Source organism: Zhongshania aquatica, from assembly GCF_027257955.1.
GTDB classification, from domain to species: domain Bacteria; phylum Pseudomonadota; class Gammaproteobacteria; order Pseudomonadales; family Spongiibacteraceae; genus Spongiibacter; species Spongiibacter aquatica.
The window spans coordinates 39913-52597 of sequence record NZ_JANZNQ010000001.1 but is presented as its reverse complement, the minus strand read 5'-3'; the positions used below and the strand labels follow the sequence as shown (position 1 = coordinate 52597).

11 protein-coding genes are annotated in these 12685 nt (G+C 49.3%); 6 read left to right on the top strand and 5 right to left on the bottom strand.

Annotation, left to right across the window (positions count from 1 at the left end; genetic code table 11):
• Positions 1 to 184: 184 nt before the first annotated feature.
• A complete protein-coding gene (locus O9X78_RS00225) occupies positions 185 to 1045 on the bottom strand; it encodes a sterol desaturase family protein (protein WP_269617533.1) in 861 nt (286 codons plus the stop codon).
• Between the two features lie 100 nt (positions 1046 to 1145).
• On the opposite strand from O9X78_RS00225, the gene O9X78_RS00220 reads away from it, so the two are divergent.
• The 5 genes from O9X78_RS00220 to cobB all read left to right on the top strand — a co-directional run bounded on the left by O9X78_RS00220 (position 1146) and on the right by cobB (position 4443).
• Complete coding sequence (locus tag O9X78_RS00220; RefSeq protein WP_269617532.1) at positions 1146 to 2072, top strand: LysR substrate-binding domain-containing protein; 927 nt, start codon at positions 1146 to 1148, stop codon at positions 2070 to 2072.
• A 125-nt stretch (positions 2073 to 2197) separates the two neighbouring features.
• Entirely contained in the window at positions 2198 to 2617 is a 420-nt protein-coding gene (locus O9X78_RS00215) for a VOC family protein (protein ID WP_269617531.1), read from the top strand.
• Between the two features lie 55 nt (positions 2618 to 2672).
• Positions 2673 to 3158 carry a GNAT family N-acetyltransferase gene (locus O9X78_RS00210; protein ID WP_269617530.1) on the top strand — a complete coding sequence of 162 codons (486 nt, stop codon included), beginning with the start codon at positions 2673 to 2675 and terminating at the stop codon, positions 3156 to 3158.
• Positions 3159 to 3271: 113 nt separating this feature from the next.
• Positions 3272 to 3715 (top strand): TM2 domain-containing protein, encoded by a 444-nt coding sequence (locus O9X78_RS00205; RefSeq protein ID WP_269617529.1) that lies wholly within the window; start codon positions 3272 to 3274, stop codon positions 3713 to 3715.
• A gap of 20 nt (positions 3716 to 3735) precedes the next feature.
• Positions 3736 to 4443, top strand: coding sequence for a Sir2 family NAD+-dependent deacetylase (gene cobB / locus O9X78_RS00200; RefSeq protein WP_269617527.1), 708 nt, complete (start codon positions 3736 to 3738; stop codon positions 4441 to 4443).
• 145 nt (positions 4444 to 4588) lie between these two features.
• Here the strand turns inward: cobB and O9X78_RS00195 are convergent, their stop codons facing one another.
• The 3 genes from O9X78_RS00195 to O9X78_RS00185 all read right to left on the bottom strand — a co-directional run bounded on the left by O9X78_RS00195 (position 4589) and on the right by O9X78_RS00185 (position 8144).
• Complete coding sequence (locus O9X78_RS00195; protein ID WP_269617526.1) at positions 4589 to 5317, bottom strand: esterase/lipase family protein; 729 nt, start codon at positions 5315 to 5317, stop codon at positions 4589 to 4591.
• A complete protein-coding gene (locus tag O9X78_RS00190; protein WP_269617525.1) occupies positions 5314 to 6708 on the bottom strand; it encodes a WS/DGAT/MGAT family O-acyltransferase in 1395 nt (464 codons plus the stop codon). Before O9X78_RS00190 ends, O9X78_RS00195 begins: the two co-directional genes overlap by 4 nt.
• Before the next feature lie 74 nt (positions 6709 to 6782).
• Complete coding sequence (locus tag O9X78_RS00185; protein ID WP_269617523.1) at positions 6783 to 8144, bottom strand: PepSY-associated TM helix domain-containing protein; 1362 nt, start codon at positions 8142 to 8144, stop codon at positions 6783 to 6785.
• Positions 8145 to 8350: 206 nt separating this feature from the next.
• Between O9X78_RS00185 and O9X78_RS00180 the strand changes: the two genes are divergently transcribed.
• Entirely contained in the window at positions 8351 to 10420 is a 2070-nt protein-coding gene (locus O9X78_RS00180) for a TonB-dependent siderophore receptor (RefSeq protein ID WP_269617522.1), read from the top strand.
• A gap of 110 nt (positions 10421 to 10530) precedes the next feature.
• On the opposite strand, the gene recQ is transcribed toward O9X78_RS00180, so the two are convergent.
• Positions 10531 to 12684 (bottom strand): DNA helicase RecQ, encoded by a 2154-nt coding sequence (gene recQ / locus O9X78_RS00175; protein WP_332108499.1) that lies wholly within the window; start codon positions 12682 to 12684, stop codon positions 10531 to 10533.
• Between the last annotated feature and the right edge of the window lies 1 nt (position 12685).

Sequence of the window (12685 nt, the reverse complement as noted above, 5' to 3'; positions counted from 1 at the left end):
ACCGTACGCAGAGGAATATTGTTTAAGGAGCGGCGGCTGAGCTCGAGGGTCATTATAATGTGTTCAGTGAGAATATTAAGGAATGCCGTATTAAACTTTCTTGTTTCGTGACCTGTCGCACTATGTGGAAGATTTTTTGAGCTGCGCGCCAGAGTTTGGCGCGCAAAGAGGATCTTGGAGGGGGTTAGCCAAGCTTTTTCATGTCAATAGCAAAGTAACGGTGCCATATGCTGTGTTCTTCTTGGGCAGATTGCTTCCAGCCATATTGACTGGGGCGCTGAGTTTCAATGGCCAGCGTACCGAACAATAGCCAGTCGTATATTGACAGCAGATTGCACATATTCTTTGCCGAGTTTTTGCCGCGAGCGTGATGATGATGGTGTTGTGTTGGAAAGGTCAGCACATGGCACAAGGCGTACATAGTCTTGCGCACCCATGCCCAGCGATGGTTTAGCAAGTATAGATCGTAATTCCAGTTGACGTGGTTGTGCGCCGCCCACAAGCCTTTAAACGCCGTACCGAATAAAAACACTTCGGTTAGGCCGAGATACAGGCAGATAAACTGAAACCAGAAGTTCGGCATGATGAACCAAAAGAGCCAATGTTCAACAAAGGTTTGGGTAACCGTAATTTCGCCTTTACCGTCATTGCTGCCAGAAAAGTGATGGGGCCTATGGCCAATTTTGAAGAGTTGTTGCAGGTAGAGTAAGGGCTTCCAGCTCATACGGCGAGCGTGTGAAAACCAGTGCGCACCGCCATGAAGAAGTTCTTCAATAAGAATATAAGCGATTAATACCGGCCAGAAATAGGCTTCCTGCAGCCACGCTAGTCCGCCCTCAAACTGAGGCACCATCAAGCGACCTAACCACGCGGTGGCGAAGACCAGAGCAGGCCGCTGAACGGCGCTGAGTGACACTGAGGCTAAGACCGCCATGCCCCAGTCTTCTTTGCTTTTTTTACCATTGCTATTGCGACCTGCTAAAAACTCCCATAGCGACGCGACGGCGATGAAGGCGATGACAGATAGAGTAACGTAGGTTTCCATTGTTTTTTTACCGTGCTGTTATTTTGATTATAGATTAGCGCACTAGAGTTATTTGTATATTAGATATTTAATATACCCATTATCCATAAAAGTGATATTTATGATAAATCTTCGCTCTGTAGACCTGAATTTACTCGCCAGTTTTGACGCGCTAATGATCGATGGCAATCTCACCCGCGCATCTGATCGTATTGGCCTGAGCCAACCCGCTATGAGCGCGGCGTTGCAGCGATTGCGGCTGACCTTTCACGATGAGCTTTTTGTGCGAACAAGACAAGGTATGATCCCGACGCCGCGGGCCATCGCCATATACCCGCCAATACGGGAAGCGCTGTCCTTAATAAGAACGACCTTGGTGCAGGGCGACGCCTTCGATCCTGCGCAAGCCAAGCGTCATTTTACCGTGGCGGCAGACAACTATTTTGAGTCCCTGGCCTTAGGGCCGTTGATGGCGCAATTGCAACAAAGTGGCGGAGGTCTATCGCTAGAAACACTGGCCTTAGAAAACGACACCTTAACTCGCTTACAACGCATGGATATTGATTTGATTGTGGATTATGTCCGACCAGAATCAGATGCCTTGCAGGCCCAGCAAATTGGTGCGGAGAAGCTCGTCATTGTTGCACGGAAGTCTCATCCGCGTTTTGCCGGTCAAAAAGGACATACCTTGTCCTTGGATCAATACTTGTCAGAAGAGCATGTGTTCCTGCCGCTTCGTAGTCGTGAGCGCAGTCAGCTAGAGCAAGCATTGGGCGGGCAGGCATTTCCACGTAAACGCGCAGCGCAGGTTCAAAATTTCTCCAGCATGTTGCCGGTGGTCGCGGCAACGGATTTCCTCGCGGTGATGCCCGCTCGCTTATACCACTTGTATGCAAAGGCCTTTGACGTGCGCTGGTTCCACTTTCCCGTTGATATTGCACCGATTGCTATTTGGATGATTTGGCCAAATGGCTTGCAGAATGATTCTGCACATTGCTGGTTTAGAGACGTGATGCTGCGCGTTAGCAACGATTTGGCAGAGAGTTAGCTGAGGGTTAAAGGACGGTCAGTGGCACTTATATGCAGCATTCCAGCCAGAAGTTCGACCTTGTGGCGTAGTCTTGTTATCGTCTTACTCACCCGTTAACCGAATAGATGCAAGCAGGGCGGCTTATGACAATTTCACTGACACATATCGCTATGCATGTTAAGGATTTGGGTGCCTGCGTCGATTTCTATCAGCGCTATGCAGGCATGAATATTGTGCACGAACGACCACATTGCGACGGCAAAGTCATTTGGATGGCAGAGAAAGGAAGAGAGCAGGACTTTATTCTGGTGATGTTGCCCGGAGGTCCGGGGCGGTCGCAAAGCGATGGCGATTTTTCCCATTTAGGTTTTGCAATGGAAAGTCGCGATGCCGTCGACGCAGTTGCCCAGCGCGCCAGAGCGGATGATATTTTGGTATGGGAACCCCGCGACGAAGAGTATCCCGTTGGCTATTACTGCGGTGTGCGTGACCCGGACGGAAACTTTGTCGAATTTAGCTTTGGTCAGCCACTGGGGCCGGGTGCCGAAGGCATCGTATTTTGAATAGCGTAAGCGCCCTCGTTGGCGCTCATTAACAGAGATATATTGTGGATATTCTATGCAGGTAAAACTCGCAGACTACAAAGTGTCAACAGACCGTGCTGCGATAGAGATGTTAATGGCAAATTACGCGCTCGATCCCATGGGCGGCGCCGAGCCATTGTCAGACGATGTTTTGTCCGCCTTATGCGACGCCCTGGCGGAGGTGCCACATGCGGCGACCATCTTGATATTCGATGGTAACAGCCCCGCCGCACTAGCGACCGTCTTTCAGGGCTTTTCAACATTCAAGTGCAAGCCGCTATTAAATATTCATGATGTTATTGTGCTGCCAGCGTATCGCGGACGGGGTTTAGGAAAACGCTTAATGAGCGAGGTAGAAAAACTTGCCGAGCAGCGCGGATGTTGTAAATTAACTCTCGAAGTTCTTCAGGGCAACGCTGTCGCTCAGGCTGTCTATTTGCGTTGTGGGTTTGCGGCTTATCAACTTGATCCGCAACAAGGACAGGCCTTGTTTTGGCAGAAAGACTTATCCGAGAAATAGCGCCTTTAGATTGGGTTTTATACCGATATTGGTTTCTATATTTGCTGTGGTTATTGAAAAGCGACCGCGCTATTCTTGATTGTAACTAAATGAATGCTAGGGAAGGTGGGTTTATGAAAGGCAAGATTCTCGATTTTAACTCAACAACATCGCAAGGTGTGATAGCTGGTGAAGATGGTAAGCGGTATAGCTTTGACGGTGCTGAATGGAAAAGCGAAGGTGTCGCAGGCGCGGGGCTGGCAGTGGATTTTGTGGCAGAGGGTGACGGTGCCAAACAGCTTTATATAGATAAAACTATTGCTACGGTTTCGTCCAAAAAAATTGCAGCATCGCTATTGGCCTTCTTCTTCGGATTTCTCGGTGTTCACAAGTTTTACCTTGGTTACAACAAGCAAGGTGTCATTATGCTGTTGTGCTTTTTATTTGGATTCATCTTGGTGGGCATCCCAACTATTGCGGTCTGCATCATCGCCTTTATTGAATTTATTTTATACATCACTAAGTCTGACGCCGATTTTGATCAAACCTATGTGATTGGTCAGCGACCTTGGTTTTAACAGAATATAAGTAAATAACGATGGCTTACAAACGTATTGTTGTATTGACCGGCGCGGGTATCTCTGCGGAATCGGGTATCAAAACCTTCCGCGCCGAAGACGGGTTATGGGAAGAGCATCGTGTTGAAGACGTGGCTACCCCAGAGGGCTTCGCTGCTGATCCAGAATTGGTGCAGCGCTTTTACAATGGTCGCCGCACACAACTACTAAGCGACACGGTAAAGCCCAACGCAGCCCATATTGCCTTGGCAAAGCTCGAAGAGGCCTATGGCGACAGATTGCTAATCGTCACTCAAAATATCGACAACCTCCACGAGAGGGCTGGCTCCAAAAATATCATTCACATGCATGGCGAATTACTCAAAATGCGCTGTGCCTATACCGATATCATTTATCCCATACACGGTGATATCAACGTCGATGATCGCTGTGAATGTTGCGGCATGCGCGGTGCGCTCAGGCCGCATATTGTCTGGTTTGGAGAAATGCCGCTACAAATGGACGAGATTTACGATGCCTTAGAAGGCTGCGATCTATTCGTTGCTATTGGCACTTCCGGCAATGTCTATCCCGCCGCAGGTTTTGTGCGTCAAGCGGCAATGTCGGGTGCACATACTATGGAAATAAACTTAGAGCCGTCTGCGGTGCAGTCGGCGTTTGCTGAACATCGTTATGGTATGGCGGGAGAAGTAGTACCGGAGTTGCTTGCCGAGATGTTGAATCTATAAAGAATGTTTTTAAGTGTTTATCTCTAATGCTGATGTCTCAGAGAATTGCTAACGGATAAGACTGGTCAAAGCTACAAAGACGGTTCTGGCTAGGAGGGCACACTGAGTCTGGTTTCAAAAATTTGCCGTAGGTTTTCGGAACAGTTTACTGCAAGCAATTATAAATAATTCGCCATACGTTTTTATTATTTGTTAAGCCGACATGACTGCCTCGAACCTTAAAATTTCGGCAGCTAATATCGCCACCTTTTTGTCGAGTTACCCGCCAATTAACGACCCCGTCGCAAACAGAATAAATCGCTATACATGGAACATGCGGCGGCTTTGACCATTCGCCCTCTGTATCGCTTGCCCCCGAGGGCTTAACTAGTTGGTATAGTCCATCCCACCGAGATGCTTTATCTCTATCTTCACCGAACGGACTTCCCAGCGAGATCACCATCCTGACGTGTTCGGGGCAGCGCTTTGCCAGTTCACGGGCATAGACACCGCCCAAGCTGTGGCCGATCAGTGTGACCGGCTGTCCTTCGAAATGGTATAGCTTGGCGACACGCTCGACCAACTTATCCATATTCAGGAAGCCGTGACCAAAATTTCTTCCTAGATTCCATCCCTTTGCGTGGTAGCCTTTTCGTCGCAGAAAACTAATCAGGGGGTAGTTGTACAAATCACTACCAGTAAAACCGGGAATAACAAGTACTGGGCGACCGTCGCCTGAATGTTCTTTTTTTGTGAGAACGGAAACTGGTGCGGATGTGATAAATTCCGCATAGCCCTGATATGCTTCTCTAATTGAAAAGAATAGGCTAGGTGGAACGTCGTGCCTGTCCCTAAGTAACTTACGCCACGTTCTACGACAAGTTCGGCTTGTCATGACGCGGCCTCTTTATCTACGGCCCGCTCTAGTTCTTCCAGCACCTCTCCGGTATAGACCGCCAGACGTTGCATTCTTGGTAAGGTATCTCTGCACGCAGAAAAACCAAACGCCATATTCCCAGCGTAGCTATAGCATGTGATATTTAGTGCCTGCCCATGGCTAACTTGTGAAACCGGATACATGGCGGCTAACCTGGCGCCTCTGAAGTATAAGACGTCTTTAGGACCTGGGACATTAGAGATAATCAGGTTAAATCCCGGTTTTGTCCTTCCTTCTAAGCCGAGCGCAGCCTGCAGCAGCATGGGTGATAACAGCGCATTATTAAGCAGTTCTATCGCCGACTTATCCATTCCCGATATGGCCTGTTTTGCCCGTTTTGTTGAATCAGTAATATTCTTCAACCGTCGCAGCGGGTCAGCGATATTTGTTCCCAAATCGGCAACAATGAAGCTTACCGCAACACCGCTTCCTTGATCGTCCGCTGCCCTCAGAGATACTGGGATTCCAGCGGTCAGTGAGCGTCCTGGCAAGCTACATAAATCACTAAGAAAACGTCTTATCGCGCCGCTGCACAGCGCCAATACCACATCATTTACAGTGCAGTTACTCAGCTTAGCCAATCTGCGAATTCGTTCAAACTCAATAAGGTGTGTTGCGAAACGACGTTGACTGTGGACTCGGTGGTTAAATATTGACATGGGAGCTTGGAACGGTAGCGTATAGGGATCGTCTTCATCTAATATCGCTGCCATCACATTAGCCAAGCCCTTCCCAGCGTGCGTGATAGTTGAAAAGCGGGCGGCCGATTTACTTGGTTTCTTTGAATCTTGTAGTTCGTGGTTTTGGGGCCCGGAGTTTCCTGATTTTTTACCCTCAACCCATATTGGCGGTGTATCAGGATTGTCCGGGGTGCGATCCATTGTTCGTTCAAGCATCCGCACCCCTGAGACGCCATCGACGATGGCGTGATGCATTTTGAAGTAGATTGCGAATCGGTTATCTTCCAGCCCTTCGATGATGTGGAATTCCCATAATGGCCGGTAAAAGTCGAGGGGGTTGCTCTGAAGGCGAGCAATTAATCCGCCCAATTCTCTCTCGCCACCAGGTGCAGGTAATGCTTGGTGGCGGATGTGATACTCCATATCCAGATCAAAATCTTTGACCCAGAACGGCATGAATGGCAATAGCGACGGATTCAGTATTCTGCGATTAAATGGATCGGCGATATCCGTAGAGGCTCTTAGGCTTTGGACCATGTCGCGCATGTATTGCGGCGGGGGATCGTCTGGGACTTCAAAAATAAGCAATGTGGCAACGTGAAGAGGACGTATGCGCGTCTCTCCTTTCAGCCACGCCAATTCTCCTACGGTCATCCGTTGCCTAAACATTGGCACTACCCTTACCGACAAATTAACAACAAACATACCGTATTGTTTTTTATGTATCAAGAGACTTAATAAGATTAATTTTTTAGTGCGGTGTTATTTTCGACCATGGTAGCTTGCGGTTCAGTAAGCGAGGGTGGCTCGGTGACAGCTTGTTTAGAATTGGGTAATGCGTAGGACTGCCGATACAAAAAGTACAAAGGTAGCAACAATATAAGCCAGCTTATGATAGAAAAGCCCTTCCAAGCGGTCGGCTGAATTCCTCGTTTTCGATTACGACGAGTCGATGTTAAGTAATGACGGGTGGTCTTGAGCGTGCGGCGATACCAGATATAGAAACCGCTACCAATAATTCCGCAAAGAATAACGCCGAAGGTGAACCACACTAACTTAGAGGCTAGTCCGGCAAAGTCGCCGAAATGAAGTGGTGTCAGCAGTGCTGCAGAAGCGTGTAGGAAAGACACGGTGCTAGGGGTATCCGTGCCGATCACCTCACCCGAGTAAGGGTTCAAGTAAACCGCGTTGACGTTGTCTCGAAAAAGCGAGGCGCCGCGCTTGCCACGGATGATAGTTGCGCCTGCTGTGTGGTCGGTCATTTCTATATAGCTTACTCGTAGGTCGGGAAATTCTGCTTTCGCCTTACTAATCAGTTGGCTTAATGGGAGAGTATCTAGAGGTTGCACGTTTTCCAATTGCGGCATATCCCGCCGCTCTAATGTTGGGGCTTTGGGATAGAGGTCGACTTGATTTTGGACCAGTATTCCCTGAAGCATGAACCACAGACCGGACAAGCTAATAACGGCCACAAACCATACGGACCAAACGCCGGCTACTCGGTGCAGGTCTCCCCACAGCACTCTTCGTCCTTTGTGAAAACGGATACGGGGCTGGAAAAACAAATGCCAGAAACGCTTGATCATCAGCACGGCGGTAATTAGAGATCCAAGTAGCGGTATCGAGAAAATGGTTACAAGGTACCAGCCTAGGCTGTGATCATCCTGCCAGGGAAACATCAGCCAGCCATGCAGTGCCAGCATAAAGCCACGAAATCCTGCCCCGTCCGCTTCACCCTGTATCCTGCCGGTGTGTGGATTGATAAACAACGTTTTGCTGTCGCCGTTGGGCAGCCGCGCCCGTACCCGATAGGCTAGATAGGGCTCCTCAATATGAATGGAACTCAGGTGACTCCCTGGATAACGCATCGCAATGGCGGCGCCCACCTTATCAAACTGGCTTATATCTACCGCTGCGCTGCTTGAGCGCACCTGCGGGTTGTAAAGCCAGGTAATTTCTTGACTGATGGTACACAGCGTGCCGGTCAAACAGATTAGTAACAAACCGCCCCAGACGGGCATAGCAAACCAGCCATGCAAAGCAAACCAGACGCGTGCGTTAACTCGTTGGCGGCTTGAGTCGTGTGGCTGAGCGATTTTATCCATCTTATTAATCCGGGGAGGGTTGTTAAGGGTGGGCGGTAGCTGTTGCAGGCGTTTTTTTCTTTATTCGTTTCACTCAAATGTAAATCCGTTGACAGTTCACATCATTACGAGATTCTTTGTTGCTAATGCTAGTGATATTGTTTCTCATTTGCATTAAAGGTAGTATACCCGATCTTTTCAAAATAGAAAATCAGGAGCAAGACTTGATGCTGCCTTTCAGCAAATCTTATCTAGCCATTGTGATGGCGACCGGAATATCTACGGTGGCAGCACAAGACGTGAATAATCAAAGTAGTAGAGGGGCTAAAGAACTGGCATTGGAGATCGTCAACGTTTATGGCCGTCATCAAAACGACACTCTCAAAACCATTCCGCAAACAGTGTCCTTATACGATGAGGAAACGTTCGATATCGGTCTATTCGATACGGTTGGGGATGTGCTGCGCTTGGTTCCCACAGCCTCGCGCTCCGGCTCGTCTCAAGATATGTTTGCAGACGATTACTTGTTTCGCGGCTTTAACGCAGAGCAGTCTACCAATGGCTTAGGTTTTACCCAAACAGACCATCCAACCGATCTGGCCAATGTGGAGCGTATTGAAGTACTAAAAGGCCCCTCAGCAGTACTCTACGGCCAAATGGAACCTGGCGGTACGATAAACGTGGTTACCAAGCAACCGTTGTCTGAATTCCAAGGCGCACTCGGATTTGAGGTCGGTAGCTATGGCCGAAAGCGCAGCACGTTGGACGTGACCGGCCCTATCAGTGACAGTGTTCGCGCCCGCCTCAACGTTGCTTATCAAGATAGTGACTCCTTCATTGACTTCTTGGGTCATGAGCACTTGTTTATCGCGCCTAATGTCGCCATCGATTTATCCGACAAGACTGAGTTGACAATCGAAGGCAGTGTCTCTCGCAATGAGTGGGCCGCGATAAATGGCGGCACTCCAGTTGAGGGTGCCATTAGTCCTAATCCCAACGGTGATTACGATAAGGATTTCAATCCGGCAGGGAAGGATAGCTTTACCGAGCGCAATTCTGAAAATATTAATATACGCCTTACCCACGACGTTACTGATCGTATTCAGGCGCGGGCCAGCTATACCTACCTGCGAAACGATGCAGACTTTCGTGAGCAAGCGCCGTTCGGCCTAGATGCTGACTTGCGAACGCTCAATCGTATCGTCTTTGCCGGCGTTGATAGCTACAAAAAAGATCATAACTTTATATTGGATATCAGTGGTGAGTTGGAGACCGGTTCACTAAGTCACCGATTTACCGCCGGTCTTGATTATCGTAGCGGAAATCTGTCCCGTCCTACCCAGATTTATTTCATCGACCCTATCGATCTGTATGATCCACAATACGGCCCGGTGAATCTGAACGACGGTAATTTGGGGCGCGACCGAACATTACGGCAAGACGACGACGTTGCAGCGTTATTCCTTCAGAACCGGATTACCATCACAGAGCAGTGGCACTTGTTGGCTGGCTTGCGTTATATCGATTCCGAGCAATCACAAGAGACGTTCGATAATCTGAATACTACTTCCTCTATAGACGAAATATCGCAAACTGATTGGACGACTCAGTTCGGTATCGTCTACGACCTGAGCGACGCGACGTCGTTGTATGCTAACCGCAGTGAATCTTTCGTACCTCAGCAAGGAACAACATCAGGCGCTAAACCGTTGGAGGCCGAGGAAGGTGTTCAGTATGAAGCGGGTTTACGAATTCAGGTGGGTGGCCTCTCTATCAACGCTGCCGGTTTCCTTATCACCAAAGACAATATTGCCATCGAAGACCCTCTCGATGATGATTTTGAAGTTGCTAAAGGGCGCGCCCGCTCCAAGGGTGTGGAGCTGTCCGTGGGTGGATATGTCAACGCAAACTGGTATCTTGCTGCGGCCTATGGATTCACTGATACAGAAATTTTACGTAGCGATGATCCCGAGTTGGAAGGTAAACCATTTGTGAATGTGCCAAAGCGCACTTTTTCCTTGCAGAGCCGCTATAGCATAGTCAGCGTTCCCGGCTTAAGTGTAGGCGGTACGGTGACGTATTTGAGCGAGCGTGCTGGTGACAGCGAAAGTAGTTTCGAGTTGCCTGCCTACACCCTTGTCGATGCTGGTGTTTACTACACCATTAGCGAATCATTGCAATTGGATGTGCTGGTTGACAATGCATTCGACGAAGAATATTTCTCTCCCGGTTCATTCAGTGGGGTTGTCCGAGAGCCTGAGCGTACGTACTTGGCTCGCTTGAAATATCGTTTTTAAAAAGTGTTGATAATAACGTGGAAAGCTAAATCAAAGATTGAAGATCACGGGGCGGTACTCCATGATCTTCACTGTATTTAGTGCGCATTAGCCATGCGTGTTTTTATTAATTATCCCGAATAGCTACTCAACGACGCCTTCACACATTTCAAAATAGTGTAATCGTACTCGCCATCTAGGGATTCAAAGACGGTTTTCATTTTGCCGTCGTCGCTCAATTCAAAAGCAAATAGTATTTCTTTTATTTGCGTGTCGTCGAGGGTGATTACATCGCTAAGTACGAGTTCGCCATTGCTGATACCTTGGCAAAGATGGCTATAGATGGTGTTGATAGACAGCTTGCGTTGGCTAGCGATATCTTCCGCTGTGTTGCCCTGTTTTAGCAGCATGATGCTATTGGCCGCAGTGTCGTTAATATCATCGTTTTGGTCGCCGCTGTTTCCCGCATTGGCCAGAATGACGTCTAAAAATCCTTGTCCATAGTTGTCTAATTTTTTCTCGCCAATACCGGATATGCGGCCTAGCTGCTCAAGTGTTTGGGGTTGGCGCTCGGTCATTTCGGCGATGGTGGCGTCGTGGAAAATCATATACGCGGGAATGCCTTGTTCGCTGGCCAGTGCCTTGCGGTGTTCGCGCAGGGCGTCCCACAAGGTGTTGCTCTCCGGGCCAGAGAAAGACCGATTTTTGCGTTCTTTGTTTTTTTTGCTGACCTTGACCATTTTCCGTAAGGTCAGTTGTTCGTCACCTTTTAGAACGGGTCTGGCGCTATCGGTGAGTTGTACGCTGCCATAACCTTCTACGTCTACCTTGAGTAATCCTCGGGCTATGATTTGCCGATATAAGGTTCGCCATTCGGTGGCGTTTAGTTCGCTGCCAATGCCGTAAGTCGAAATTTTGTCGTGACCAAATTGGCTAATACGCTCGTGTTCTTTGCCCAGCAAAACGTCGACTAAATAACTCACGCCAAAACGCTGACCGGTCCGATATACACACGACAGCGCTTTTTGGGCGGCGAGGGTGGCGTCCCATGTTTCCGGCGGTGTGAGGCAGTTGTCGCAGTTGCCGCAGGGCTGATCTAAATTGTCATCGAAGTAGCGCAGCAGCGCTTGGCGGCGACAGGTAGTGAGTTCACAGAGGCCGAGCATGGCATCGAGTTTGTGTTGCTCTAGGCGTTTGCGGCCTTCTTCAGCGGTGGAGTTACCCTGCATTTGTCGCAGGGTAATGACGTCTTGCAGACCGTAGGCCATCCATGCGTCGGCAGCTAAGCCGTCACGGCCAGCGCGGCCGGTTTCCTGATAATAGGCTTCGATGCTTTTGGGTAAATTCAAATGGGCGACAAAACGTACATCGGGTTTGTCGATGCCCATGCCGAAGGCAATCGTCGCGACGATAATCACGCCGTCTTCACGCAGGAATCGTTCCTGATGTTGCTGGCGTATTTCGTTGCCTAATCCGGCGTGGTAGGGCAGTGCGGTCATGCCTTTACTGCTGAGCCATTGCGCGACTTCGTCTACCCGTTTGCGTGACAGGCAATATACAATACCGGCTTCGCCTTCATGCTCGTTCAAAATAAAACGAAGTAGTTGTTCTCGGGCGTTGCCCTGATTTTCCGTTATGCGGTAACGAATATTGGGCCGGTCAAAACCGTCGTTGAATACCCGCGCTTCCTGCAGTGAAAGTCGTTCGATAATTTCCCGCTGGGTTGGGCCGTCGGCGGTGGCAGTTAGGGCGATGCGGGGTATGTCGGGAAAGCGCTCGTGCAGAATAGAAAGCTTGATGTATTCTGGCCGAAAATCGTGACCCCACTGTGATACGCAGTGGGCTTCATCAATGGCGAATAGCGCCAGCGGCGCTTGGCTTAGCAGGTCGAGCATACGGGGCATCATGAGGCGTTCGGGCGCGACGTATAGCAAATCGAGTTCGCCATTCATCAGCGCAGTTTCAACGCCGTTCACTTCCATGCCACTTTGGCTGGAATTCAAAAATGCCGCTTTAATGCCGTTCTGGCGCAGGGCCATGACCTGATCTTGCATTAGTGCAATCAACGGCGAGACAACAACAGCGGTGCCGCTGCGAACCAATGCGGGCACCTGAAAACACAGAGATTTACCGCCGCCCGTGGGCATGAGCACTAGGGCGTCACCACCGTTAACGACGTGGTTTACGATGTCTGCTTGCTGGTTGCGAAACGCATCGTAACCGTAGACGGTTTGCAGAATGTGTAGAGCGGCGTCGTCGGTGTTGTTGGTGTCAGTGTGTAGGATA

What these genes read in the sequence shown, in the direction of transcription:
- O9X78_RS00225 (WP_269617533.1), bottom strand. Translation starts at nt 1,045, where the DNA reads ATGGAAACCTACGTTACTCTATCTGTCATCGCCTTCATCGCCGTCGCG.
- O9X78_RS00220 (WP_269617532.1), top strand. Translation starts at nt 1,146, where the DNA reads ATGATAAATCTTCGCTCTGTAGACCTGAATTTACTCGCCAGTTTTGAC.
- O9X78_RS00215 (WP_269617531.1), top strand. Translation starts at nt 2,198, where the DNA reads ATGACAATTTCACTGACACATATCGCTATGCATGTTAAGGATTTGGGT.
- O9X78_RS00210 (WP_269617530.1), top strand. Translation starts at nt 2,673, where the DNA reads ATGCAGGTAAAACTCGCAGACTACAAAGTGTCAACAGACCGTGCTGCG.
- O9X78_RS00205 (WP_269617529.1), top strand. Translation starts at nt 3,272, where the DNA reads ATGAAAGGCAAGATTCTCGATTTTAACTCAACAACATCGCAAGGTGTG.
- cobB (WP_269617527.1), top strand. Translation starts at nt 3,736, where the DNA reads ATGGCTTACAAACGTATTGTTGTATTGACCGGCGCGGGTATCTCTGCG.
- O9X78_RS00195 (WP_269617526.1), bottom strand. Translation starts at nt 5,317, where the DNA reads ATGACAAGCCGAACTTGTCGTAGAACGTGGCGTAAGTTACTTAGGGAC.
- O9X78_RS00190 (WP_269617525.1), bottom strand. Translation starts at nt 6,708, where the DNA reads ATGTTTAGGCAACGGATGACCGTAGGAGAATTGGCGTGGCTGAAAGGA.
- O9X78_RS00185 (WP_269617523.1), bottom strand. Translation starts at nt 8,144, where the DNA reads ATGGATAAAATCGCTCAGCCACACGACTCAAGCCGCCAACGAGTTAAC.
- O9X78_RS00180 (WP_269617522.1), top strand. Translation starts at nt 8,351, where the DNA reads ATGCTGCCTTTCAGCAAATCTTATCTAGCCATTGTGATGGCGACCGGA.